This is a genomic window from Accumulibacter sp., assembly GCF_031732815.1.
Lineage (GTDB): Bacteria > Pseudomonadota > Gammaproteobacteria > Burkholderiales > Rhodocyclaceae > Accumulibacter.
Map to the genome: position 1 here is coordinate 1 of NZ_JAVMKF010000184.1, position 24,107 is coordinate 24,107.

Annotated in this window: 20 protein-coding genes and 1 tRNA gene; 14 read left to right on the forward strand and 7 right to left on the reverse strand. The window is 65.3% G+C overall.

Annotation, left to right across the window (positions count from 1 at the left end; all coding sequences use genetic code 11):
- The 3 genes from ppdK to RKP46_RS12010 form a co-directional block, all read left to right on the forward strand.
- On the forward strand, positions 1-1,643 hold a 1,643-nt coding region (ppdK, locus tag RKP46_RS12000; protein ID WP_311106854.1), incomplete at its 5' end, for a pyruvate, phosphate dikinase.
- Between the two features lie 169 nt (positions 1,644-1,812).
- The gene (gene tgt / locus RKP46_RS12005) at positions 1,813-2,931 is read left to right on the forward strand and encodes a tRNA guanosine(34) transglycosylase Tgt (protein ID WP_311106855.1); all 1,119 of its coding nucleotides are present in this window, start codon (positions 1,813-1,815) and stop codon (positions 2,929-2,931) included.
- A gap of 159 nt (positions 2,932-3,090) precedes the next feature.
- Complete coding sequence (locus RKP46_RS12010; RefSeq protein WP_311106856.1) at positions 3,091-3,462, forward strand: hypothetical protein; 372 nt, start codon at positions 3,091-3,093, stop codon at positions 3,460-3,462.
- A 289-nt stretch (positions 3,463-3,751) separates the two neighbouring features.
- Here the strand turns inward: RKP46_RS12010 and RKP46_RS12015 are convergent, their stop codons facing one another.
- Positions 3,752-3,955: a hypothetical protein gene (locus tag RKP46_RS12015; protein WP_311106857.1), complete on the reverse strand. Its 204-nt coding sequence runs from the start codon at positions 3,953-3,955 to the stop codon at positions 3,752-3,754.
- A 429-nt stretch (positions 3,956-4,384) separates the two neighbouring features.
- Here RKP46_RS12015 and RKP46_RS12020 point away from each other — a divergent pair, with 429 nt between their 5' ends.
- Positions 4,385-5,476: an alkene reductase gene (locus RKP46_RS12020; RefSeq protein WP_311106858.1), complete on the forward strand. Its 1,092-nt coding sequence runs from the start codon at positions 4,385-4,387 to the stop codon at positions 5,474-5,476.
- A gap of 52 nt (positions 5,477-5,528) precedes the next feature.
- Here the strand turns inward: RKP46_RS12020 and RKP46_RS12025 are convergent, their stop codons facing one another.
- Positions 5,529-6,179: a toll/interleukin-1 receptor domain-containing protein gene (locus RKP46_RS12025; protein ID WP_311106859.1), complete on the reverse strand. Its 651-nt coding sequence runs from the start codon at positions 6,177-6,179 to the stop codon at positions 5,529-5,531.
- A 13-nt stretch (positions 6,180-6,192) separates the two neighbouring features.
- Positions 6,193-7,089 carry a hypothetical protein gene (locus tag RKP46_RS12030; protein WP_311106860.1) on the reverse strand — a complete coding sequence of 299 codons (897 nt, stop codon included), beginning with the start codon at positions 7,087-7,089 and terminating at the stop codon, positions 6,193-6,195.
- A 296-nt stretch (positions 7,090-7,385) separates the two neighbouring features.
- On the opposite strand from RKP46_RS12030, the gene RKP46_RS12035 reads away from it, so the two are divergent.
- The 10 genes from RKP46_RS12035 (at position 7,386) to RKP46_RS12080 (ending at position 17,781) form a co-directional block, all read left to right on the forward strand.
- Positions 7,386-9,008 carry an ABC-F family ATPase gene (locus RKP46_RS12035; protein WP_311106861.1) on the forward strand — a complete coding sequence of 541 codons (1,623 nt, stop codon included), beginning with the start codon at positions 7,386-7,388 and terminating at the stop codon, positions 9,006-9,008.
- Positions 9,009-9,348: 340 nt separating this feature from the next.
- A tRNA-Val gene (locus RKP46_RS12040) sits at positions 9,349-9,425 on the forward strand.
- A gap of 411 nt (positions 9,426-9,836) precedes the next feature.
- Positions 9,837-10,709 carry a DUF3365 domain-containing protein gene (locus tag RKP46_RS12045; RefSeq protein ID WP_311106862.1) on the forward strand — a complete coding sequence of 291 codons (873 nt, stop codon included), beginning with the start codon at positions 9,837-9,839 and terminating at the stop codon, positions 10,707-10,709.
- Positions 10,702-12,117: a serine/threonine-protein kinase gene (locus tag RKP46_RS12050; RefSeq protein WP_311106863.1), complete on the forward strand. Its 1,416-nt coding sequence runs from the start codon at positions 10,702-10,704 to the stop codon at positions 12,115-12,117. Before RKP46_RS12045 ends, RKP46_RS12050 begins: the two co-directional genes overlap by 8 nt.
- A gap of 39 nt (positions 12,118-12,156) precedes the next feature.
- Positions 12,157-12,669, forward strand: a complete 513-nt coding sequence (locus RKP46_RS12055) for a GNAT family N-acetyltransferase (RefSeq protein WP_311106864.1) — start codon at positions 12,157-12,159, stop codon at positions 12,667-12,669.
- A gap of 12 nt (positions 12,670-12,681) precedes the next feature.
- The gene (dapF, locus tag RKP46_RS12060) at positions 12,682-13,515 is read left to right on the forward strand and encodes a diaminopimelate epimerase (protein WP_311106865.1); all 834 of its coding nucleotides are present in this window, start codon (positions 12,682-12,684) and stop codon (positions 13,513-13,515) included.
- On the forward strand, positions 13,512-14,165 hold the full coding sequence (locus tag RKP46_RS12065) for a DUF484 family protein (protein ID WP_311106866.1): 654 nt from the start codon (positions 13,512-13,514) through the stop codon (positions 14,163-14,165). Before dapF ends, RKP46_RS12065 begins: the two co-directional genes overlap by 4 nt.
- A 4-nt stretch (positions 14,166-14,169) precedes the next feature.
- Complete coding sequence (xerC, locus tag RKP46_RS12070) at positions 14,170-15,093, forward strand: tyrosine recombinase XerC (protein WP_311106867.1); 924 nt, start codon at positions 14,170-14,172, stop codon at positions 15,091-15,093.
- A gap of 129 nt (positions 15,094-15,222) precedes the next feature.
- Positions 15,223-16,440 carry a glycosyltransferase gene (locus RKP46_RS12075; protein ID WP_311106868.1) on the forward strand — a complete coding sequence of 406 codons (1,218 nt, stop codon included), beginning with the start codon at positions 15,223-15,225 and terminating at the stop codon, positions 16,438-16,440.
- Positions 16,441-16,449: 9 nt separating this feature from the next.
- Positions 16,450-17,781 carry a UDP-glucose/GDP-mannose dehydrogenase family protein gene (locus RKP46_RS12080; protein WP_311106869.1) on the forward strand — a complete coding sequence of 444 codons (1,332 nt, stop codon included), beginning with the start codon at positions 16,450-16,452 and terminating at the stop codon, positions 17,779-17,781.
- Positions 17,782-17,809: 28 nt separating this feature from the next.
- On the opposite strand, the gene RKP46_RS12085 is transcribed toward RKP46_RS12080, so the two are convergent.
- The 4 genes from RKP46_RS12085 to RKP46_RS12100 form a co-directional block, all read right to left on the reverse strand.
- Complete coding sequence (locus RKP46_RS12085) at positions 17,810-20,947, reverse strand: CHAT domain-containing protein (RefSeq protein ID WP_311106870.1); 3,138 nt, start codon at positions 20,945-20,947, stop codon at positions 17,810-17,812.
- Positions 20,948-21,103: 156 nt separating this feature from the next.
- Positions 21,104-21,721 carry a DNA-3-methyladenine glycosylase gene (locus tag RKP46_RS12090; RefSeq protein WP_311106871.1) on the reverse strand — a complete coding sequence of 206 codons (618 nt, stop codon included), beginning with the start codon at positions 21,719-21,721 and terminating at the stop codon, positions 21,104-21,106.
- A 110-nt stretch (positions 21,722-21,831) separates the two neighbouring features.
- Positions 21,832-22,332 carry a universal stress protein gene (locus RKP46_RS12095; protein WP_311106872.1) on the reverse strand — a complete coding sequence of 167 codons (501 nt, stop codon included), beginning with the start codon at positions 22,330-22,332 and terminating at the stop codon, positions 21,832-21,834.
- A gap of 14 nt (positions 22,333-22,346) precedes the next feature.
- A partial coding sequence (locus RKP46_RS12100; protein ID WP_311106873.1) for a SulP family inorganic anion transporter occupies positions 22,347-24,107 on the reverse strand: 1,761 nt, incomplete at its 5' end.

Consider the following 24,107-nt stretch of genomic DNA (forward strand, 5'->3'; position numbering starts at 1 on the left):
AGGAAGGCCGCCTGTGGATGCTGCAGACGCGCAACGGCAAGCGTACCGGCGCGGCCATGGTGCGCATCGCGATGGAAATGCTGCGCCAGGGGATGATCGACGAGAAGGAGGCTTTGCGCCGGGTCAACGCCGAGCGTCTGAACGAACTGCTGCACCCGGTCTTCGATCCGACCGCGATCAAGGGCGCGCGCACCATCGCACACGGTCTGCCGGCGTCTCCCGGTGCCGCCACCGGCCAGATCGTCTTCTTCGCCGATGAAGCTGAGGAATGGGTCAGAAAGGGCAAGGACGTCATCCTCGTCCGTCAGGAAACCTCGCCCGAAGACCTGCGCGGCATGAGCGTCGCCAAGGGCATCCTGACCGCCCGCGGTGGCATGACGTCGCACGCCGCCGTGGTCGCGCGCGGCATGGGCAAATGCTGCGTGTCGGGTGCCGGCGCGGTACACGTCGACTACCGGGCGCGGACAATGTCGGTCGGCGACCAGACCTGGAAGGAAGGCGACTGGATCTCGCTCGATGGCTCGACCGGCGACGTTTTCCTCGGCCAGGTACCGACCAAGGAAGCCGAATTGACCGGCGACTTCGGCGCCTTGATGGAACTGGCCGACCGCTACAAGCGGCTGGGCATCCGTGCCAACGCCGACACGCCGGAAGACGCCAAGGTGGCACGCAATTTCGGCGCCAAGGGAATCGGCCTCTGCCGCACTGAGCACATGTTCTTCGAAGGTGACAGGATCAAGGCGGTGCGCGAGATGATTCTCGCCGAAGACGAGACCGGCCGACGCAAGGCGCTCGCCAAGCTGCTGCCGATGCAGCGCGCCGACTTCGAGGGGCTCTTCCGCGAAATGAGCGGCCTGCCGGTGACCATCCGCCTGCTCGACCCACCGCTGCACGAGTTTGTCCCGCACGACGAAGCCAACCAGAAGATCATGGCGCACGAAATGAACGTCCCGCTGGGCGTCATCAAGATGCGCGTCGATGACCTGCACGAGTTCAACCCGATGATGGGCCACCGCGGCTGCCGACTCGGCATCAGCTATCCCGAGATCACCGAGATGCAGGCGCGCGCCATTCTCGAGGCGGCGCTGAACATGAAGGCCAAGGGCTACGACGTAAAAGCGGAAATCATGATCCCGCTGGTCGGCACGGTGCGCGAGTTCAACGCGCAGGCACGCGTCATCCGGCAGACGGCAGCGGCTGTTTTTGCCGAGCGCGGCGAGGAGATCGAGTACCTGCTCGGCACGATGATCGAGACGCCACGCGCCGCGCTGATCGCCGACAGCATCGGCCAGCAGGCACAGTTCTTCTCGTTCGGCACGAACGATCTGACGCAGATGACGATGGGCTTCTCGCGCGACGACGCCGGCAAGTTCCTGCCGAGCTATCTGAAGGACGGCATGTACGAGCGCGACCCCTTCCAGTCGATCGACCAGAAAGGCGTCGGCCTGCTGGTCAAGATGGCGGTCGAAAAGGGGCGCTCGGTGCGCCAGAACATCAAGCTCGGCGTTTGCGGCGAACATGGCGGCGATCCGACGTCGATCGATTTCTTCCATCGCGCCGGGCTTGATTACGTCAGTTGCTCGCCCTTCCGCGTGCCGATCGCCCGCCTCTCGGCGGCGCAGACAGCGATCGACAACGCCTAGGCAAGGCCTGCCGGAGGAACGGTCTGCACCGTCGCCTCCGGCGTAGTCGTATCTCCTGCGGACGCGCACCGGCCATCGGCCGCTGCGCGTCCGTCATTTTCCTGAGCAGCGAGCGACGACCAACGCGCCCTCGTTCGCCTGCCCGTGTTTCACCCGTCTGCTGCTTCTCATGAACTTTGACATCATTGCCCACGACGGCGCTGCCCGGCGCGGGCAGCTCCACCTCGCGCATGGCAAGGTCGACACGCCGGCGTTCATGCCGGTCGGCACCTACGGCACGGTCAAAGCGATGACGCCGCGCGACCTGGCCGAAACCGGCGCCCAAATCTGCCTCGGCAACACCTTTCACCTCTGGCTGCGCCCCGGGCTCGAGGTCATCGGCGCGCATTGCGGCCTGCACCGCTTCATGTCGTGGAATGGGCCGCTGCTTACCGACTCGGGCGGCTTTCAGGTCTTCTCGCTCGGCGCACTGCGCAAGATCAGCGAGGAAGGCGTGCGTTTCCAGTCGCCGATCAACGGTGAGCGACTTTTCCTGACGCCGGAAGAGTCCATGCGTATCCAGCACGTGCTCGACTCGGATATCGCGATGATTCTCGACGAATGTACGCCCTACCCGGCGAGCCAGGCGGCGACGGCGGCGTCGATGCGCCTGTCCCTGCGTTGGGCCCAACGCTCGCGCGCCAGCCACGATCAGCTCGGCAACCGCAACGCGCTGTTCGGCATCGTCCAGGGCGGCATGTACGAAGCGCTGCGCGACGAATCGCTGAGCGGACTGCGCGCGATCGGCTTCGACGGCTACGCAATTGGCGGTCTGTCGGTCGGCGAGCCAAAGGAAGACATGGCGCGCATCCTCGCGCACACGGCGCCACGCCTGCCGCCGGACAAGCCGCGCTACCTGATGGGCGTCGGCACGCCCGAGGATCTGGTCGCCGCCGTCGAGCAGGGAATCGACATGTTCGACTGCGTTCTGCCGACGCGCAACGCGCGCAACGGTCACCTGTTTACGCGCCATGGCGACGTGCGTATCAGGAACGCCCGCCACAAGAACGACCAGCGCCCGCTCGACGAGCACTGCCGGTGCTACACCTGCCGCAACTTCTCGCGCGCCTATCTGCACCACCTGAACCGCGTCGGCGAAATCCTTGGCGCGCAGCTCGCCACGCTGCACAATCTCTTCTACTACCAGGAGCTGATGCGCGACATGCGCGCGGCCATCGAGCTAGGCGCCTGGCGCGCCATGCGCGATACATTTCACGAGAAGCGTGCGCTGGAAAGGGCCAGCGCCTGAGCGACCAGTGCGCGGATCGCCCGGCGGCGCCGAGGAGGCTCGGCGCGCTCATGGCTGTCGATCAAGGCCATGATAGCGGCGCAGACGGGCGATTCCCGGCCTATAATCAGTTCGTCACTGCCATGATCAAGGCGGTGTTTTTACGGACGGAGGACATCAATGACGATTTTTGACAAGGCAAGAGAAGCGGCCACGGCGGCGGTAGACAAAGCGAAGGATGTCGCCACCTCGGCGGTCGAGGTAGTCGAAGAAGCCGGCGCAAGAGCGGTCGAGCTGGCTCAGGAGGCAGGGGCAAGTGTCGCCGAGAACCTTGGCGCGACAGCTACCCGAGTGCGCGAGCTGGCCGGCGAGGCGGTGGACACGGCACGCGGACTTGGTGCGAGCGTCGTCGATGAAGCCAGCGAACTGCTCGACAAGTCGAAAGCGGCTTTCGGCGGTAGCGCAGCAAGCGCCGAAGAAAGCGCCAGCGCTGGAGCAAGCAGCGAGGCGCAGGCCGACCCGCCGGGTAGTGGCAGCAACACCGCTGCTTGAGGGCAATTGCCCAGCACCGCCAGCGTCGCTCGGTGGACAGGGCGCACGCTGGCAAGGCTGGGCGTGAGCGCATTGTCGGCAGCCACGCCGGTTGAGAACAGCGCTCGCCAGCCGCCCGCCTGCGCTGCCGCCAGGGTTGACGGCCGATCGCCCAGCGGCCAGCCTGTCGCGGCAGCGAAGACAATCGACCTGCGACGAGCGTCGTTACCCGGGCCGCGTGTCCACGCCAAGGCTCAGGCCCGGGCAGCCGACCGTCCGGGCCGAGCCATGCACCCCTGCCCGACGATGCTCAGGCAAGCTCGACCGGCTCCCGCTCGGCCAGCGGCGGGACTTGCGGTGAGCCAACCAGTGACCTGAGCGAAGCCAAGGGAGCGAGTTTGGTCATGAATGCCTCGCCCAAACCAAACGCCGCCAGAAGCGCCCGCCCTTCTTCGTCCTGCGGCTCGATACGCAATGCGCAGTTGTTGCCTTCCGTGATCAACACGACTTTCATTTCGACCTCCAAGCCCGTTCGACGGCTGTGCCGAAGGGGCGCAAGCAAGTAGCCAGCGGCATCCCCGCAGCCCCGGTTTCCGCTGCCTGCGCCGGGACTGGAAGTCGGAGGACTCGCCTCCCGACCTTCACTGACAGTATCGGCTGGAAAGCCCGCCCAGCCCAGGAACTAATGCACTAAATGCTTGATCGAGTTGACCTTCCGACTGCTAGCCGAGGACTTCCGAGAAGACATGTCCGCGCCGGCTCGAGGCCGTGCGCGCGGCCGGCAAGCTTGGCCAATCCGCTCGCTTGACTCGATCGCCGGCATTCAACTCGCCGGCAGCGCTTGTGAGACAATCCGCCGCTGGGCGTCTGGCGCGGTGATGCTGGAACCTGGATTACCGATGGCGCCACGATCTTCCTTCACTCACCCGTACGGAGCACCCGCATGACCGACCTCTTCACGCCGCTGCGCGTCGGCGCGCTCGACACACCCAACCGCATCTTCATGGCCCCCCTGACGCGCTGCCGCGCCGGCAGCGAGCACCTGGCCAATGCCATGATGGCCGAGTACTACGCGCAACGCGCGAGCGCCGGGCTGCTGATTGCCGAAGCGACAATGGCCATGGCCGGCAATTCGGCTTTCGCGACTGAGCCCGGCATCTATTCGCCAGCACATGCCGCCGGCTGGAAGCTGGTGACCGACGCCGTGCACACCGCTGGCGGCCGCATCTTTCTTCAGATCTGGCACGGTGGACGAGCTTGCCACCCGGCACTCAACGACGGCAGAGAGCCGATCGGCGCCAGCGCGCTCGCCATCAGTGGTGATGAAGTCCATACGCCGACAGGCAAGCAGCCCTATACCGTTCCCCGCGTCCTCGCCGACGATGAAATTCCCGGCATCGTCGCCGGCTTCCGTGCGGCTGCAGAATACGCCCGATCAGCCGGCTTTGATGGCGTGGAAGTGCATGGGGCAAACGGCTATCTGCTCGACCAGTTCCTGCGCGATGGTACGAACAGGCGCAGCGGGGCCTACGGCGGAGCGCTGGAGAACCGTGCCCGGCTGATGTTCGAGGTCATCGAAGCGGTCTCTCAGGTCTGGGGAAGCGAGCGCGTCGGCTTACGCATTTCGCCCCTCAACAGCTACAACGACATCATCGACAGCGATCCGATCGGGCTGGCCGGCTGGCTGGCTGGCCGGCTGAACGACTTCAAGCTGGCCTATCTTCACCTGATGCGCGGTGATTTCTTCGGGCTGCAGAAGGGCGATGTCTTGGCGCCGGTGCGCGCGGCCTACCGCGGAGTGCTGATCGGCAATATGGGGTACACGCCCGACGAGGCCAGGCAGGCCGTCGCCGACGGAAGCGTGGACGCGGTCGCTTTCGGCAGTGCGTTCCTGGCCAACCCCGATCTTCCGGCGCGCATACGGGCCGGAGCGCCGCTCAACGCGGCCAATCCGGCAAGCTTCTATACGCCCGGGCCGGAAGGCTATACCGACTATCCGGTCTGGCCAGGTGGCGAACCCCAGCCGGGTGGCTGAGCGCCAAGCGCACACGCGCGACGCCCGCCTGACTGCCCCGCGCCAGTCGCATTCAGGCGCGGCGATGCACTTCCCGCCGACGCAGCCACCACTCACCGCCCGCGTAGGCGAGCAGCAGGACGAGTACCAGGCTGCGCGCCCAGGCGAGCTGGTCGCTGGCTGGCGGGGCGAGATAGGGAACGCCGTACCAGGTAAGGATCAGGATCAGCGGAACGACCAGCGCGGCGCGCAAGCCGAGCTTGCGCCAGGCATAGGGACGTCCGATGGCATCCGCCAGCCGCCCGAGGTCTTCGTTCCAGGCTTCGTCGCGCAGCGTCACCGCCTGATGACGAACGAGGGAGCGCAGATCGGCGGGAAGCTGGTCATCACGAGGAAGCTCGGCGCCGTTCAGCAACACGGGAATCACCCGCTTGCCCAAGCGTAGCGCGGTAGCCACCTCGCGCCGCACATAGTCAGGTTCACTGCTCGCCTGACGGGCCGCGAGTTCGCCCGCCCAACGCCTGCCGATCAGAACGAGAAGCGCGCTCGTCGCAGCCAGCTCCCCCTCCAGCCTGGCCGCGAAATCGTCGCCCGGGGCGATCCCGTCGGCATCGCGAAAAACGCACGCAGCGCCGAGCAAGGCTTCCAGGCCGTCACTCAGACGCCCCGCTTCGCCGGTACTGTCGCTACGTCGATAGCTGATGAACACCGAGTGCTGGCTCATCGCATACCTCCATTCAGAGAATGCTCAGCGGCTTCCAGAGACCACCTCGATATAAATGCCTTTCGCCGGACACCCGGCTTGGCATGACCAGCGCTGCCGGCCCGCCGTGCCCCTTGCGAAACTCATAGACCAGCGCCTGCACGCGATGCTCCGGACCATAGGAGAGCTTGCCGATGGCCGCTGGCAGGCCGCTCGCGCCACTCCTCGCCCAGCCGGCGATCTCGTCGCCAGTCGGCGCAGCGGGCGATTGTGCCCAGACCGCATCGCTGACGATGAACACGATCGCCCGATAGCTTCCGGGTGGTGCGTGCGCCAGCGCAAGGATGAATTCCAGGAGCGACAGGTTGGACACCGAAGGTGTACCCGTGCGCCAGCGGTCAGCACCGGCCATTGGCGTACCGTCTGGCTTGATCTGCTCGACGTGTGTCGCCAAGGCAAAGCCACCGGGCACCGCGTAGTAGCTCCAGTCGGCATACTCGGCCAGGCGCAGCGCCTTCTCCAGCTTGTCAGCAACGCTCGCCAGCGTCGCATCCGTTGCGTTGCGTACCCACTTGTCGGGGATGGAAACCTCAGCCGAAGCCTTGGGCGGTGGCCAGGCAAAGCGCGGGATCGGGGCTGTCACCGCGTCCGGCCTCGAACCCGCGTCGGCCACTACACCACCCGGGAGTGCCCCGACCACGGCACCGCTTTCCGCTGGGGCAATGGCGCGCACGTTGCGACGCGTCGGGCTCGCCTCGGGCGCACCACCGGCTGCTTGCGACGGCCGCTCGTCGGCCGATGGCGTCGCGCGCGGCGCAAGCCCGGTGCAGCCGCCGAGAAGCATGCAAAGCGCGATCGGCAAGAGCAGCCACCACCGGCAGAGCGGCGCCAGTCGGTGCGCCAAAAGGAACTCGTTGCGCTGCTCAGGCATGTCCTCCGACCTCCGCTGAATCGATCACCGGCCAGACGCGGCCCGTCTTCCGCCACCCGCGAAAAGCGGCCGCGAAACCTCCCGAAGTCATTATAGCGACATGCGGCCGTGAAACGCTCGGCAAACGCCGGTCAAGCTGCAACGGACAGCGGCCGCCACCGGCCTTCCCGCCCTCCCCTGCGCGCGCTGACCACGGTCTCCCGGAGCAGTGTTTTCGCGCCGGTACAAGCTTGCGCGGCGAAACGCGGTACAATAGCGACTCCCTTGCAACATTATGATTTTTCCGAGGTTTCTTCGTGCTCGTCGCCAACAACATTACCATGCAGTTTGGGGCCAAGCCCCTTTTTGAAAACGTCTCGGTCAAATTCGGCGAGGGTTATCGCTACGGCTTGATCGGCGCCAACGGCGCCGGCAAGTCGACCTTCATGAAGATTCTCGACGGCGAACTGGAACCGACCGCCGGCAACGTCTCGAAGGACCCGCACGAGCGCCTGGCCTACCTGCGCCAGGACCAGTTCGCCTTCGAGGAGCAGCGCGTCATCGATGTCGTCATGATGGGACACGCCGAAATGTGGGCGTGCATGCGCGAAAAGGACGCCATCTACGCCAACCCGGAAGCGAGCGAGGAAGACTATCTGCACGCCGCCGAGCTCGAAGCGCGCTTTGCCGAGTACGACGGCTACACCGCCGAGGCGCGCGCCGGAGAACTGTTGCTCGGGGTCGGCATTCCGGCAGAGCAGCACTATGGTCCGATGAGCGACGTCGCGCCGGGCTGGAAGCTGCGCGTCCTGCTGACACAAGCGCTTTTTGCCGATCCGGACATCCTGTTGCTCGACGAACCGACGAACAACCTGGACATCGCAACGATCCGCTGGCTGGAAAATGTGATCAACGAACGCAACAGTACGATGGTCATCGTTTCGCACGACCGGCACTTTCTCAACCAGGTGTGCACGCATATGGCGGACCTGGATTACGGCAAGGTGACGATCTATCCGGGAAACTATGACGACTTCATGGAAGCTTCCGCGCTTGCCCGCGAGCGGCAACAGAGCGCCAACGCAAAAGCCAAGGAGCGAATCGCCGAACTGCAGAACTTCGTCCGGCGCTTTTCCGCCAACGCCTCGAAAGCCCGCCAAGCCACCTCGCGCCTGAAGCTGATCGACAAGCTCCGGCCGGAAGACGTCAAGCCTTCATCACGGCAATACCCCTGGATACGCTTCGAGTTCGACGACAAGGAAAAGCTTCACCGGCAAGCAGTCGAGATCGACCGGATCAGCTTTGCCTACGCCGGCAGCGCGCGCCGCCTCTTCGACAGCTTCTCGCTGACGCTCAACGGCGGCGACCGCGTCGCGATCATCGGCGAGAATGGCGTTGGCAAGAGCACGCTGCTCAAGCTGCTCGTCGGCGAGTTGCAGCCAGCACGCGGCAGCATCAAGTGGGCTGAGAAAGCGCGCCCCGGATATTACCCGCAGGACCACGCGCAGGAGTTCGCCAGCGATCTCAGCCTGACCGAATGGATCGCCGGCTACGCGCGTGCGACGACAAGCGACGGCGACGACCTCGAGACCTTGATTCGCGGAACGCTCGGCCGTCTGCTCTTTTCCGGCAACGAGGTGCGCAAACCGGTCAAGGTGATCTCGGGCGGCGAACAGGGGCGAATGATCTTCGGGCGGCTGATGTTGATGCGCTCGAACGTGCTGGTGCTCGACGAACCGACCAATCACCTCGACATGGAATCGATCGAATCGCTGAACACAGCACTCGAGAAATACAAGGGAACGCTGATTTTCGTCTCGCACGATCGCGAATTCGTTTCGTCGCTGGCCACGCGCATCCTGGAGATTCGGCTTGACGGCAAGATCGTCAACTACCTGGGCAACTACGAGGAGTACCTCGCCAGCCAGGGTCTGGCCTGATCCCGGGTTCAGCCGCGTCGCCCAAGTTCTCGCCTGATCTTTCGCCCACCCCAGCGCGGCGCAGACCTGATCAGTCGCGCGCAACGGACAATGCCTCGCGCTGGAGCCGATGGTGCCGCCAACTACCGGCTTGCCCTGCGCTGGGCGGGTGTCCGACCGGTCGCGCGGGCCGCCCCTTCCACGCCTTGGGCGCAGGCACGGCTCGCCACCCCCGACCGTTCGGCGGAGGCGGATCAGCTCCTCGTGGGCGTCGTGCTCTGCGGCCGCTTGACTTGCCGCCGGCGCCCCGTATAATGCGCACTCTCGCAAAGCCGCTGGGTGTTGGGGCGGTCTTGCCGACAGGCGCGTAGCTCAGCTGGTTAGAGCACCACCTTGACATGGTGGGGGTCGTTGGTTCGAGTCCAATCGCGCCTACCAACACCTGGAAGAAGCCGCCCCTTTTCGTGGGCGGCTTTTTGCTTCGTAGCACCAGACCGAGCCGGGTTCCTTCTCCGCCGGGGTCCGTCGGCGAAGCGATCATCGGCGTGCTTTTCTGGCCGCCACGGCCGAGAAGCCTCCGTTCTCGCAGTCAAGCCTGTCGATCATCGTCTCCGCTTTCCCAGATCCCATACCGGCTTGCGCTGCGAGGACTGCGCGCAGCGTTTGGCAAAGCGTCTGGCTGTCGATGACATCGTGCTTCCCCGACGGGCGACGCGCACGAGCGTTCGGCCGAGCCCAATGTGTACGGATTCCGTCAACATTGGCGATTGACCCCGGTGCACGACGCCCCCTATACTCTCGCCCAAGCCGTCAAGTTGTCCGTACTTGTCCGCGCCGGGGGAAGAGAGCATGGGTCTGCGACTGAAATTCAATCTTGTCCTGCTGGTCGTCTTCGTCGGCGGGATGGGCGTCTCGGCGATCGTCTCGCATCGCCTTCTCAACGAAAACGCCAAAGAGGAAACCCTGCGCAACGCCGGGCTGATGATGGAAGCGGCGCTCGCGGTGCGCACTTATACGGTCAAGCAGGTCAAGCCGCTGCTCGATCCGCACCTCGCCGACACCTTTCTGCCGCAGACGGTGCCCGCCTATGCGGCCACCGAAACCTTCAACAACCTGCATGTCAAGTATCCGAATTTCACCTACAAGGAGGCGACACTCAACCCGACCAACCCGCGTGACCGCGCAGTCGAGTGGGAGAGCGATCTCGTCCAGCGCTTCCGCAGCGATGAGCGCCTCACCGAGTTGACCGGCGAACGCGACACACCATCCGGACGAACGCTGTACATCGCGCGGCCGATCACGATCAAGGATGCCGCCTGCCTGGCCTGCCACAGCGTGCCGGCGGCGGCTCCTGCGTCGATGCTGCGCATCTACGGCGACAGTAACGGCTTCGGCTGGCAGTTCATGGAGACCGTCGGTGCGCAGGTCGTTTCGGTGCCGATGTCGGTGCCGCTGAACAATGCGCAGCGCACATTCAACACCTTCATGTTGTCGCTCGGCGGCATCTTTCTGCTGACTTTCGTCGTACTCAATTTCATGCTTTCGCGAATCATCATCCGGCCGGTTGCCCACATGTCAGCCCTTGCCGACCGCGTGTCGACGGGCGATTTCGCTGTGCCCGAGTTTCCCGCGCGCGAGCGCGACGAAATCGGCGTCCTCGGCAATTCGTTCAACCGCATGCGGCGCAGCCTGCAAAAGGCGATGGCGATGATCGATGGCTGAGCGGCAGAGCATGGCCGCGCCAACACGCATCGGCAAGTACGAGATCCGCGGACAGCTCGGCATGGGCGCCATGGGTGCCGTCTATCACGGCTTCGATCCGGTGATCGAGCGGCCAGTGGCGATCAAGACGATCCTTGCCGAATACCTGGAGCACGTCGAATACGCTTCCGCGCTTGCCCGTTTCAAGCGTGAGGCACAAGCGGGCGGGCGCCTGCAGCATCCGGGAATCGTCGGCATCTACGAGTACGGCGAGGATGAGCGGATGGCGTTCATCGTCATGGAGTACGTGGCCGGCAAGGAGCTGCGCCGACTGATGCGCGAACGCCCGGGGCTTCCGCTGATCGACGTCTTCGAAGTGATGAAGCAGTTGCTTGCCGCACTCGATTACGCGCACCGCAACGGCGTCATCCATCGCGACATCAAGCCGAGCAATGTGATGGTGCAGGACGCGATGAAGATCAAGGTGATGGACTTTGGCGTGGCGCGCATCGAGAATGCTTCACTGACGCAGACCGGTACTGTACTGGGAACACCAACGCATATTGCGCCCGAACAACTGGCCGGCCAGACGGCAGACGGGCGCGCCGACCTGTGGGGAGCTGGCGTGATTCTCTACGAATTGTTGACCGGCGAAGCGCCTTTTACCGCTGACACCCCGATCAGCGTGATGTACAACGTGATGCACGTCGATCCCGCCCCGCCCTCGTCGATCGTCCCAGCGCTACCTGCAGCATTCGATCCGGTGCTGGCACGCGCCCTCGAGAAGGATCCGGCCAGGCGCTTTCAAAACGCGCGCGACTTCGCCAACAGCCTGGTCAGCGCCTTCCTCGCCGCGCGTCCAGCGCCCGCGCGGGCGAGCGCTGGCGGCAGCCATCTGGACGCGCCGCAACGCCCGACGAGTGCGCCGCCGGCCGGGCGAGCCGCGCCGCCCCCGGCAACCCAAGCGCCTGCCGCGTCGACTCCGCTGGCGATTGCCCCGGAGACTGTCGACCAGGTGGAGGTTCTGCTCAGTCGTTGCATTGGCCCGCTCGCCCGGCGTCTGGTGCGAACGAGCCTGGCTCAGGCGCACGACGTGCGCGAGTTCTTTTCGCTGCTGGCGGCAAACGTTCCAGCCGGCAGCGAGCGTACTGTCTTCCTGCGCCAGCTTGCCCAGCTCGAGAATTCGGCCGCTCTTCCGCCGACTACGCTGCCGGCGACAACGCCGTCGACGACTGCACCGGCGCTCTTCGATCCGTCGCAGCTCGCCTTGGCCGAGAAGAGGCTGGCCGAGTACGTCGGCCCGCTTGCCCGAGTGCTGATCAAGCGTGCCGCCAACGATTCGGGTGACATCAACGAGCTGTATCGCAATCTTGCCAAGCATATCGATTCCGAGCGCGAACGCGCCGCCTTCCTGAAAGGTCTTGCTTAGGTCACCGCCGGCGCGCCGGCTTGTGAGCACGGTCCAACGATGAGCGAAATTTCGGTTCTTCCCGTGACTGACGCCGATGTCGACGCCATCGTCGATCTTGCTCGCGTCGTCTGGTACGACACGTATCCGGCGATCATCAGCCGCGCCCAGATCGAGTTCATGCTTGCCCAGCGCTACGACGCGGCAAAGATTCGCAGCGAGTTGACCCAAGCCGGCGTCTGGTGGGATCAGGCGCGCATCGGCCAGCAGCTGGTTGGTTTTGCCTGCAGCCTGTCGAGCGGAAACAGCGAGCTCAAGCTGGACAAGATCTACGTCGACCCGCAGCATCAAGGTGCCGGCGTTGGCGCGCGCCTGATCGGGCAAGTCGCCGCGCGCGCCCGCGCCGCCGGTTGCCCAACGCTGATTCTCGCCGTCAACAAGCGCAACGAGCGAGCCATTGCGGCTTACCGCCGGCACGGCTTCATCGTGCGCGAAGCGGTTTGCGTCGACATTGGCGGCGGTTTCGTGATGGACGACTTTATAATGGCGAAGTCGCTGAATACGAGTTGCTGATCGTCGACCACGATGAAAATGACATTTGTCAAGATGCACGGGCTGGGGAACGATTTTGTCGTCATCGACGGCGTGCGCCAGTCGATCTGCCTGTCCGGCGAGCAGCTTCGTTTTCTCGCCAACCGCAACTTCGGCGTCGGCTGCGACCAGATCCTGCTCGTCGAAAGGGCGACCCGGCCTGATGTCGATTTCCGCTACCGCATCTTCAACGCGGACACTCGCGAGGTCGAACAATGCGGCAACGGCGCACGCTGCTTCGTCCGTTTCGTGCACGAGCAGGGCCTCACCGACAAGCGCGAAATCCGCGTCGAAACACGCGGCGGGATCATCGTTCCCCGCCTGGAAGACGACGGCAGTGTGACGGTCGATATGGGCGTGCCGGTGCTGGCTCCGGAACAGATTCCGTTTCCTGGAGCAGGCGCCGAACTGGTGCAGACGCTGCCCCTGAGCGACTGCGAGTCGGTGTCGATCACCCCCGTCAGCATGGGCAATCCGCATGCCGTCCAGATGGTGAGCGATGTCGATAGCGCTCCGGTCGCCCGCCAAGGCCCGCAGATCGCAAGCCATGCGCGCTTCCCGCAGGGCGTCAACGCGGGTTTCATGCAGGTCGTGGACGAGCATCGCATCCGGTTGCGCGTCTTCGAGCGCGGCGCCGGCGAAACGCTGGCCTGCGGCACCGGTGCCTGCGCCGCGGTCGTCGCCGGAATCGCGCGTGCTCTGCTGGTTTCGCCGGTGCAGGTCGACGCACGCGGCGGCAGCCTGAATATCGCCTGGCAGGGCCGCGCCACGCCAGTTCATCTGAGCGGACCGGCGGTCACTGTATTCAAGGGAGAAATCGAGTTATGAAAGCCGACGAAGTCGTCCACTATCTGCAGAACAACCCGCAGTTCTTCGAAGAGCATGCGGAGGTGCTGACCAGTATGGTCGTGCCGCATCCGCACGGCGGGCGGACGATCTCGATCACCGAACGACAGATGCTGGCACTGCGCGACAAGAACCGGCTGCTCGAAGGCAGAATGGGCGAGCTGTTCCAGCATGGTGAGGAGAACGATGCGATCAGCGAGAAGATGCATCGCCTGGCGCTTGGTCTGATCGCTACGGGAAGCTTTCAATCGGTGCTGCACACGCTGCACTTTCACCTGCGCGACGATTTCGCCGTGCCGCACGTGGCCGTTCGTCTGTGGTGCCGGCCGGCCGATGCTGCGGAGTTGCCCGAGTTCGCTGACGTGAGCAGCGAACTGCAGGCCTTTGCCGAAGCGCTGGTCCAGCCCTATTGCGGGGCGACCGGCGGTTTCGAAACTTCGTCGTGGTTTGGCGAGGCGGCGACGCACGTACGCTCGCAGGCACTGATCGCCATGCGTCAGGGCGGTGGGACGACCGGCATGATCGCTCTCGGCAGTGAGGATCACGAACGCTTCTACCCGACGATGGGAACGATCTACCTGCAGCGTATCGGCGAGATGGCTTCGGCGGCTCTGGCGCGCGTCCTGCGTTGAAGCGATGAGCGCGGCCGAGCATGCGGCGGCGGTCCGCCGCTACCTCGACGAACTCGCGCAACAACGCCGCCTGTCGCCGCACACGGTGAGCGGCTATCAGCGCGATCTGGCGGTGCTCGCCCGGCTACTCGGCGAGTTGCCCGGCGAGCCGGGCTTCGCCGCGCTGCAGCCGCAACACGTTCGCCGCTTTGTCGGCAGATTGCACGCGGACGGCCTTGGCGGTCGCTCCCTGGCGCGTACGCTCTCGGCCTGGCGTGGCTTCTATCGCTGGCTCGGCCGGCAGGGCGACGTACAGCGCAACCCGGTGGACGGCGTACGTGCGCCCAAGCGTCCGCAGGCCCTGCCAAAAGCACTCTCGCCCGACGAAGCGCATTGCCTGCTCGACGCTCAGAGCGACGACTTGCTCGAAATCCGCGATCAGGCCATCTTCGAGCTCTTCTATTCGTCCGGTCTGCGCCTCGCCGAACTTGCTGCACTCGACGTTTCGTGCCTGCCCGACATTGCCGACGGCGAGGTACGCGTGCGCGGCAAGCGCAGCAAGCTGCGCATCGTTCCGGTCGGCAGCAAGGCGCGTGCGGCCGTCACCGCCTGGGTCGAGCAGCGTTCGCGCCTGGCGCCGGCCGACGAGCAGGCGCTTTTCGTCGGTCGCCGCGGGCAACGCCTGGGCCTGCGCATGATTCAGCTTCGCCTGCAGCGCCGCGGTTTGCTTCAGGACCTACCGGCGCACGTGCACCCGCACATGCTGCGCCATTCGTTTGCTTCGCACGTGCTGCAATCGTCTGGCGATCTGCGCGCCGTACAGGAAATGCTCGGGCACGCCAGCATCGCCTCGACACAGGTCTACACCCATCTCGATTTCCAACATCTGGCGAAGGTCTACGATCAGGCGCACCCGCGCGCCAGGCGCAAGCCTGAACCGGCATCCTGAGCGGCCGACCGATGGCCGCTTGCAGTGTGCGCGCTACGCCGCGACGGCCGCTCGCTTCGTTCGCCAGTATGGGATAATCCGCCGTTTATTCAACCGGCAGCGGCGCCCCCGACGGTGCTGCAACTGACGATGCTGAAGCTGATCACCTTGTCCGCGCTCTTTCCGAGCGCAGTTCGCCCCAACGCTGGCCTGTTTGTCCGCGAGCGAATGGGACGCGTGGCACAACGCATCCCGCTGGTCGTCGTCGCACCACAGGCCTGGTTTCCTTTTCAGAGCGTCATTCGCTGGTTCCGACCGCATTTTCGCCCAATGGCTGCCCGCCATGAGCAAATGGGTGCGCTCGAAGTCTTTCGCCCCTACTACCTTTCCGTTCCCGGCATTCTCAAGGATCTGGATGGACTGTCGATGGCGCTGTGCAGTTATCGTACCGTGCGTCGTCTGCAGCGCCAGACCGGCGCCAGCGTGCTCGATGTTCATTTCGGCTACCCGGACGGTTATGCCGGAAGCCTGCTGGCACGCTGGCTCGGCCTGAAGTTCGTCGTCACCTTCCGTGGCAATGAAGATCGCACCTCGCGTACTTCCCGGCGCAAGCATCTGATGCGCTGTGCCAGCTCGGCCGATCTGCTGATCGGTGTGTCGGAACAGTTGCGCGCGCTGGGCGAGTCGCTCGGCGCGCCCAGCGCCCGGACCTGCGTGGTCGGTAACGGTGTCGACCTGAGCAAGTTTCGCCCGATCCCGCGTGGCGAAGCGCGCGCCGCACTCGGTCTGCCAGCCGATGTGCCGGTCCTGATCAGCGTCGGCGGTCTGGTCGAGCGCAAGGGTTTCCACCGGGTAATCGAAGTCTTGCCCAGGCTGATCGCCCGCTATCCCGGCTTGCGCTACCTGGTCGTCGGGGGCGGGTCGCCCGAGGGCGACAATTCGGCTGAACTGCGGGCGCAAGTCGCACGTCTGGCGCTGCAGGATAGCGTCGTCTTCTGTGGCCCGGTCGCCCCCGAGAAACTGCACGTCCACTACTCGGCGGCCAATGTCTTTGCCCTGGCCACCCGTTTCGAGGGCTGGGCCAACGTCTTTCTCGAAGCCATGGCCTGCGGTCTGCCGGTCGTGACAACGCTGGTCGGCGGCAATGCGCAAGTCGTCTGCGACGCGCGGCTTGGCATCCTCGTCCCCTTCGACCAGCCGGCGGAGCTCGAGGCTGCCCTCGAGCAAGCCTTGCAGCGTCCGTGGGACGCTGCGTACTTGCGCACCTACGCCGAGAACAACGCCTGGGACTCGCGGATCGAGTTGCTCGTTCGCCATTTCCATGCGGTCAGCGCCGGACAATCTCTCCTTTCTTCATCGCACGCTTAGGGCACCATCATGAAAATCACAGTCATCGGCACCGGTTACGTTGGCCTGGTCAGCGGAGCCTGCCTGGCCGAAGTCGGCAACAATGTCCTTTGCCTGGACCTCGACGAACACAAGATCCGCATACTGGAAGACGGCGGCATCCCGATCCACGAGCCCGGCCTGCTGGAAATCGTGCGGCGCAACGTGGCAGCCGGGCGCCTGCAGTTCACCACCGACGTCGAGCGCGCCGCTCGGTGGGGGGAGTTTCAGTTCATCGCCGTCGGCACGCCACCCGATGAAGACGGCTCGGCCGACCTGCAGTACGTCGTCGCCGCCGCGCGCAGCATCGGGCGCCATATGGACGGCTATCGCGTTGTCGTCGACAAGAGCACGGTTCCGGTGGGCACGGCCGACCGGGTCCGCGCGGCGATCGCCGAGCAACTGGCCGCACGTGGCCTCGACCTGCCCTTCGCGGTCGTTTCGAACCCCGAGTTCCTCAAGGAAGGGGCTGCCGTCGAGGACTTCATGCGACCCGATCGGATCATCGTCGGCGCCGACGATGAACGCGCGATCGATCTGATGCGCACGCTCTACGCTCCTTTCCAGCGCAGTCGCGAGCGCCTGCTGATCATGGACATCCGCTCGGCCGAACTGACCAAGTATGCCGCCAACGCGATGCTCGCAACGCGCATCAGTTTCATGAACGAATTGGCCAACCTGGCCGAGCTCCTGGGCGCCGACATCGAGCAGGTCCGCCAGGGAATCGGTTCAGACCCACGCATTGGCTGGCATTTTCTCTATCCTGGTTGTGGTTACGGCGGTTCCTGCTTTCCGAAAGACGTTCAGGCGTTGCAGCGCACGGCGCGCGATGCGGGAATGGAACTGCAGGTGCTCGCCGCAGTGGAAAACGCCAACGACAGCCAGAAGCGCGTCCTGGCAAGGAAGATCGTCGCACGTTTCGGCGAGCAGTTGGCCGGCCGGCATTTTGCCCTCTGGGGACTGGCCTTCAAACCGAATACCGACGACATGCGCGAAGCGCCATCGCGCGTCCTGCTCGATGAGCTGTTCCGGCGCGGCGCAACGGTTTGCGCCTACGACCCGGTTGCCATCAGCGAAGCGCAGCGCATCTTCGGCAACGAATCGCGCCTGACCTACGCAAGCAGCCCGATGGCGGCCTTGGCGGGGGCCGACGCACTCGCCATCGTAACCGAGTGGAAGGAGTTCCGCAGCCCGGATTTCACTGCGCTGCGCTGCGCACTGAAGCAGCCGGTAGTCTTCGACGGCCGCAACCTGTATGAACCGAAGATGATTCTGGCCGCCGGTATCGAATACCACGCGATTGGCCGCACCGGCGCCAGCTGACGACACCGGCGGGCGCAACGGCGGGAGTTCACCGTTGCGGATCGCCGAACAAGGCGTACGGCGCCCAATGGTAGGGGTGGCGCCAGCGGCCGGCACCGATGCGACCGTCGATCAGCGCAAGCTGCGCCTGACGCAAACTTTCCGCGCGCGCCGTACCATCCTTCGCCTGCGCCTCGAAGGTCGCCGTGCTGAGCGCCGCGGAAGACTCGCTGTCGACCGCCCAGTGCGTCGCCAGCACTGAACGCGCACCGGCGAAAAAGAAGCCACGCACCAGCCCCGACATGGCCCCTCCACCCTGCTCGCCGGCCGCCGTGTTGCACGCCGAAAGCAGGACCCACTGCGCATTCAGGCGCAGGTTGAGCACATCGTCGAGTTCGAGCAGCGGCGATTCACTGTCGTCGGGTGTCGCCGCCATGGCGAGTGCCGGCTTGCCTATCCCCGGCGCGTCGCCAGGCATCAGGCCGTGCGTGGCGAAGCCGACGACCCGCCGGTCGCTGAGGTCGGTTTCCAAGACTGCCCGCCGCGTCGCGCGAGCGCCGAAGAAGAGGTCGTTGTCCGGGTCGGCGCCGACTGCCGCAGCAACCGCCTGCATTTCGCCGCGGGTCTCCGGCAACGGCGACATCTCGCCGTAGCGGAAACCCAACTCGGCATCGTAGCGTCCACCAACGGCCCGGGCAGCGCGTCCAGGCGCTGCGCGCCGTTGCGCGCTGGCGGCGCCGGCCGACCGGCTGGCCGCTCCGGAAGCAATCTTGTCGCCCACGCTAGCGAAAACCGGATCGGCAAAGCCGATCATCGCGCGCGCAGCGGCCGCCGGCTGCACCCGGCGTAGAGACTGCAGGGCAGCCGCCGAGGGCACCTGCGTCACCGCCAAGCGCTTGATCAGCCAAGCGGGAACGTCGCCGGCCTGAGGCGCGTCGGTGACCAGCGCGCCCATCGGCAGGCTGGCCAGTGGCCCCTGCGTAGCGACGATCAGAGAACGCACACCGCTCAGCTTGTCACCGAAGCCGGCGAAGAGCTCGCGGTAGAGCGCGTGCAGAAGTGCCGGCTGCAGCGCCGGCTCACGCCCGACCGGATGGTCGGACAGGTCGAGCATGCGACGCAGGTCGGCGACTCGCCGAGCCAGATCGTGCCGGCTCAGCCGGCTGGCGGCAAAGCTGCTGCCGCCTTCGGGAGTCAGCAACCAGACGAGCGTCGCGCTGTCATTCGAATGGATGACCAGCAGTGCCTCGCCCGGGCCGAGCAGACGTTGCAATTCCTCCGCCCGCGGCGTCGCCGGGGTGATCAGATCGGCGTAGCCTGGAAACTGCCTGCCCAGCGCCGCCCGCTGCGCGTTCAGATTGTTGCGCGCGGCCAGCGCTTCAGTCTGCTGCGCCTTGACCTGCTCGCGCACCTGCCGCAGGCGTTCGCCGTGCGCCTTGCGTTCGCTCTCGGGCAGCGCCTTGAAGGCGTCGGTCTGCGCCTCGCGGCGCAACTGGTCTTCCCGCCCGAGCGCGCCCGCGACCTGGCTGAACAGCGCGGCCACCGCCCGTCGCTGTGTCTGTTCCTGCTCGACCAGCGTACGCAGCGCCGGTGTGCTTGCCAGGACGCGTGCCGTGCTGTCCGCCAGCGCCCGCTGCGTGACGCTCAGACTGCTGCGCTCGGCGATCTGCAGCGCGCGTTCGCTCAGTTGCGGGTCTACGCTCTCGCCGCGCAAGGCGCGCTCGCCAACGTAGCGCAGGAACTCGTCGAAGGCAATGCCAAAAACATAACCGCGGACACCACGCAGGTCGAGATCCAGCCAGCCACCGGGGTTGTCGAGTGTCGCGGCGAAGAGATCCTCGTAATCGCCCAGCGCTTGCCGGAGCTCTCCGCGCAGCAGACGGACGACGCCGCGCACGCCGGCAGCCTCCTGCGTCTGCGGATGGCGGCTGCCGTACAGGCGCGAGCGATAGCGATGCGAGCGCTCGGCCTGCTCCAGCGCTTCGTCCAGACGACCGTTCTTGGCGCCCAGCAGCGCCAGCAGACGCCAGTCGGAAGCCCGCGTGCGGGCCAGCAGATCGGCCGGCATGGCAGCGAGAAAGCTGCGGTAAGACTCGTCGGCCTCGGGCCAGCGACGCAGGCCGATCAGTGCGCGCACCATCTCCTGCCGCGCCAGCCAGCGCGTGTGGCTGGCGGTGCTCGCACCGGCCCTCTGCAACATCTCGTTGGACAAGCGAGCCGCCGCCAGCGCCGCCTCGTACTGCTGTGTCGCGTTCAGGCTGGTCGCCAGTCGGTAGTTCCAGCGGGCGCCGTAGCCATCACTGATCTCGCCGGCACGCCAGAGCGTCAGATTCGCTTGCGCCAGATCGATCGCCTCCTGCACGCGCCCCTGGCGAACCAGCGCATAGGTCAGCAGACCAAGCGACGAATCCAACCAGCCGTAAGCGTCACGCGCTTCCTTGCTCTTCGCGCGTGCCGTGCGGACCTCGCGGCGTGCCAGGCTCACCGCCTGGCGCAGCGTCGCCAGCGAGGCAGCAGCGTCTCCCTGCCAGCGTTCGATTTCCGAGCGCGCATGCAGGCGCAGGACGGCGATTTGCGCCGAGCGCTCGGGGTGCTGCCGGACCGCCTTTTCGGCGAGACTGTCGGCACGCGACCAGAAGCGCATCAGCAGGGTGCGGTCGTTGCCCTGCGCAGCAAAATAAGTCTGCCGCAAGGCGACCAGCGCACGTGTCGGCAGCGACAGCCGATCGTCTTCGAGCAGCGGTTCGCAGGCGGCGAGCGCCCTGCCCTGGCTGCCCCAGGTGAACTCGGCGCTGAGATAGGTCGTGATCCACACCTCGCCCCCGGCACGCCCGCGGCCCGCTTCCAGCAACTGGCGCGCCAATTCGACCTGCTGCTCGCGTTCATCAAGTTGCTGTGCGGCGCGGAAGTGACGCTGCAACGCCAGGAAACGCGCTGCGGGCTCGTCGGGCAAGGGCTGAGCAAGCAGCCGCATGGCCTCGTCATGGCTCAGCTTGCTCGCGCCGCTGTCAAAGTCAGCCGCCTCGACCGGCACCTCCTCCTCCACCTCGCTTTGCGCCAGCGCGCTAAAGGCCGACACCCACAGGCAGCCCACCGCCACGCAGCAGGCCAGCAGACGCTGCCGCCAGACGGCAGGCGCAGCGCTGGAAGAACTGACACTCAGCGATGAAGGTGAAGCCTTGGCCATGCGAATGGGCTCCTCGCCAAACCCGCCGACGAAGCGGCGTGAGTGATGATGTTAGCGAATCGCGCAGCGCACCGATAGTCGGCGCAGCACTTCGCCGCCCGCGCCCACCTCGTCCTCGACTGATGCTCCGCCACACGTACCGATTGGACCGCGCACTCAGTACTCGACCGGCAGCGGGTCGAGGCTGCGCCACAGATACCAGGTTGCGACCGAACGCCAGGGACGCCAGCGTTCGCCCAAGCCGGCCAGTCGCCGTCGATCAGGGCGTTCGCCGGCGCAGTAGTGCAAGGCGACCGCCTTCTGCAAACCGATATCGTCGAGCGGTAGAACGTCCGGACGCAATTGGTTGAAAATGAGAAACATCTGCGCCGTCCACAGCCCTATGCCGCGAACCGCGCCGAGTTCAGCGATGATCTCCGCATCGCTCATCGCCGCCCAATGGTCGACGTGAATGCGGCCGGCGGCAAAGTGCTGCGCCAGATCGCCGACGTACTCGACCTTGCGCACGGACAGTCCGCAAGCGCGCAAGCTGGCCGTGTCGCTGGCCAGAATGACCTCTGGCGTGATCGCCGGCAACGTGGCGAGAACGCGCGCCCAGACGCTGTCCGCCGCCTTGACCGAGATCTGCTGGCCAACGATGGAACGTACCAGGGTGACGAAAGGATCGCCACGCGAGACCAGTGCCAAGCCGGCGAAACGTGCGATCAGACCGGCCAGAATGTCGTCGGCCGCGGTCAGGTCACGCGTCGCCTGTGGCCAATAGGCGGGAGTCATTCCGGCGCCGAAGCGGTGAGGGGCGTCGGCGAGCGGCCGAGGCTCCTCACCTGCTGGCTAAGGCGCGCGCCCGACGACATCGCCAAACAGCAGCAAGGCGACAGTCCCCGTCACTTCCTTCGGCGCTCGCCATGCTTCGCCTTGTCCCCCGAACATCCGGCAGCGCTGCCGCCGGAGCGATAGACGAGAACCGGGATGCTGGAATTCGCCAGAACGCGATACGTCTGGCTGCCAATCAGTAGCGCCGAAAGTCCGCTGCGGCTGTGCTTCGCCATGAAGATCAGATCGCAGGCGTGATCCTCGGCGGTATTGACGATCGCTTCCCAGGGACTGTCGCTCTGGACGACCAGAACCATGCAGTCGACCTGCGCCTCCTTGCACAGCTTCCTGACGAAACCGAGGTAATCCTTCGCCTTTGCATCGCCATCCGAGCTCAGGCGATCGAGCGCCCCGGGTTGGACGAAGTCGCCGTAGTTCTCGCTGTGCGCAGGCGATGCGACGTAGAGGGCAAGCACCGACGCACGTGCGGCGCGCGCGAAGGCCACTGCCTGTTCGGCACAGGCACGCGACACCCGGCTGCCATCGGTCGGAACAAGAATTCGCTGAAACATCTTCCATCTCCTTCCTATTCCTGTATGGCCATCAACTCTTTGTCGGCATAACGCAGGCGCGAAGCGAGAATCTTGGCGATCGCCTCGAGCAGATGGAAAGCCAGCCGCTTGTGGTCTTCACGCAGTCGATCGAAGACCTCACGGCGCATCACGAAGAGTTCGGTGTCTTCGGTCGCGGTCGCGTCGTTCATTCGGCTGATCCCGGAAATGAACGAAACGCCGCCGAAGAAGTCCCCGCGTCCATAGGTCAGCGTGTGATACGCGGTCTTGGCCCCCGACTCGGGCCAGGTGATGCGCACAGCGCCCTTCCGAATCAGGTACAACTGGTCGCCCGGATCGCCCAGGGCAAAGACCTTCTCGTCCTTGGCGACAGATCGCCGCTCGAGCGATTCGGCCAGCGTGATCAGCGTGTCCTCCTTGCAGTCCTTGAAGATCTCAAGCTCGTAGATTTCGAGCGGTGGCAGCTCGGCCGCCTTTACCGGGCTCTCGCCGAGAATCTGGTCCTCGATCCACTCGACCGCCTCATCCAGCGTCTGGAAGACCTTGACATGCTCGGTCGTCGTCGTCAGTTCCATCCGATCGAAGAAGTCGGCAATGTTGCGCCCATTCGGCAGCGTGTGCGAGAGACCGCTGAAGATCAGGTAGGCGCCGCGTTCGGTCAGCGAGTCCCTGATCTGGCTGAGCAGATGCACGGCGGTCACGTCTACCGATTGAACACGCCGCATGTCGAGAACGATGTAGGTCCGCTTGCGCAGCTCGGGTTCAAGCGCCATGTAGAGCTGGTCCTTGGTGCCGAAGAAAAAGCTGCCCTGCAACTCGAGGATCACCGCCTCGTTTCCCCGCTTGGCAAGCAGGTCCATGTCCTGCGCCAGGCGAACGCGTTTCGAGAAACGGCTCGAACCATCGATCTTGTTGCGGATGATCGTGCTGCCGAGCTGCTCGCGGATGAAGAGAAACATCGCCAGCGCAATGCCCACGCCGGAGGCGGCAATCAGACTGTAGCCGACAGCCACGGCGACGACGACGACGATGACGATGAAATCCATGATCGTCCATGGCGACTCGAGCAGCTGCAGGCTGTGGCGGTCGATCATCCGGATGCCGACGACGATCAGAATCCCGGCCAGCGCGCCAACCGGAATCCAGGTGATGAAGGCGCCGAGGAGGAGGAAGGCAATCAGCGAGAGAACACCTTCCACCACGCCCGAAACACGCGTCTGTCCACCACTCGCCAGATTGACCAGCGTCGCGCCCATCTGTCCAGCCCCGGGCATGCCACCGGCACAGGCCGACGCAATGTTTCCAACACCCTGCGCGACCAGTTCGCGATTCGAGTCATGGCGCGAGCGGGTCAGCGCGTCGAGCACGACGGCGGTCTTCAGCGTGTCGATCGAGAGCAATACGGCCAGCGTGAAGGCCGTGCCGAGCAGGCTGCCGATCTGGCTCAACTTGAGTTCGCCAATCTCGCGCCAGCGGCCGGTAATCGCGTCGAGCAAACTCGAGGCGGACCCGCCGAGTGTACCGATGATCAGCTTGTTGCCTTCGACGATGAACATCGACTCGTCGACCCAGAAGGCCAAGCCGAAGTAGGTCAGCACTCCCGCCAGCAGGCCAAGAATCGCCGCCGGCACGGCGCGCGTCACGAGCGGCGCGAGCACCATGACGCCGGCGGTCACCGCTCCGATGACCGGGCTCTGCCAGTGCCACAACTCCGGCGAGGTGAGCGTTTTCCACAGCGAGTAGCCACCGAACACGCCCAGAAATTTCGGGATCTG

Bases quoted from the DNA above. Each gene is read 5' to 3' on its own strand.
- RKP46_RS12020 (WP_311106858.1), top strand. From the start codon at position 4,385: ATGACCGACCTCTTCACGCCGCTGCGCGTCGGCGCGCTCGACACACCC.
- dapF (WP_311106865.1), top strand. From the start codon at position 12,682: ATGAAAATGACATTTGTCAAGATGCACGGGCTGGGGAACGATTTTGTC.
- RKP46_RS12055 (WP_311106864.1), top strand. From the start codon at position 12,157: ATGAGCGAAATTTCGGTTCTTCCCGTGACTGACGCCGATGTCGACGCC.
- xerC (WP_311106867.1), top strand. From the start codon at position 14,170: ATGAGCGCGGCCGAGCATGCGGCGGCGGTCCGCCGCTACCTCGACGAA.
- tgt (WP_311106855.1), top strand. From the start codon at position 1,813: ATGAACTTTGACATCATTGCCCACGACGGCGCTGCCCGGCGCGGGCAG.
- RKP46_RS12045 (WP_311106862.1), top strand. From the start codon at position 9,837: ATGGGTCTGCGACTGAAATTCAATCTTGTCCTGCTGGTCGTCTTCGTC.
- RKP46_RS12080 (WP_311106869.1), top strand. From the start codon at position 16,450: ATGAAAATCACAGTCATCGGCACCGGTTACGTTGGCCTGGTCAGCGGA.
- RKP46_RS12075 (WP_311106868.1), top strand. From the start codon at position 15,223: ATGCTGAAGCTGATCACCTTGTCCGCGCTCTTTCCGAGCGCAGTTCGC.
- RKP46_RS12010 (WP_311106856.1), top strand. From the start codon at position 3,091: ATGACGATTTTTGACAAGGCAAGAGAAGCGGCCACGGCGGCGGTAGAC.
- RKP46_RS12030 (WP_311106860.1), bottom strand. From the start codon at position 7,089: ATGCCTGAGCAGCGCAACGAGTTCCTTTTGGCGCACCGACTGGCGCCG.
- RKP46_RS12050 (WP_311106863.1), top strand. From the start codon at position 10,702: ATGGCTGAGCGGCAGAGCATGGCCGCGCCAACACGCATCGGCAAGTAC.
- RKP46_RS12085 (WP_311106870.1), bottom strand. From the start codon at position 20,947: ATGGCCAAGGCTTCACCTTCATCGCTGAGTGTCAGTTCTTCCAGCGCT.
- RKP46_RS12025 (WP_311106859.1), bottom strand. From the start codon at position 6,179: ATGAGCCAGCACTCGGTGTTCATCAGCTATCGACGTAGCGACAGTACC.
- RKP46_RS12065 (WP_311106866.1), top strand. From the start codon at position 13,512: ATGAAAGCCGACGAAGTCGTCCACTATCTGCAGAACAACCCGCAGTTC.
- RKP46_RS12090 (WP_311106871.1), bottom strand. From the start codon at position 21,721: ATGACTCCCGCCTATTGGCCACAGGCGACGCGTGACCTGACCGCGGCC.
- RKP46_RS12015 (WP_311106857.1), bottom strand. From the start codon at position 3,955: ATGAAAGTCGTGTTGATCACGGAAGGCAACAACTGCGCATTGCGTATC.
- RKP46_RS12095 (WP_311106872.1), bottom strand. From the start codon at position 22,332: ATGTTTCAGCGAATTCTTGTTCCGACCGATGGCAGCCGGGTGTCGCGT.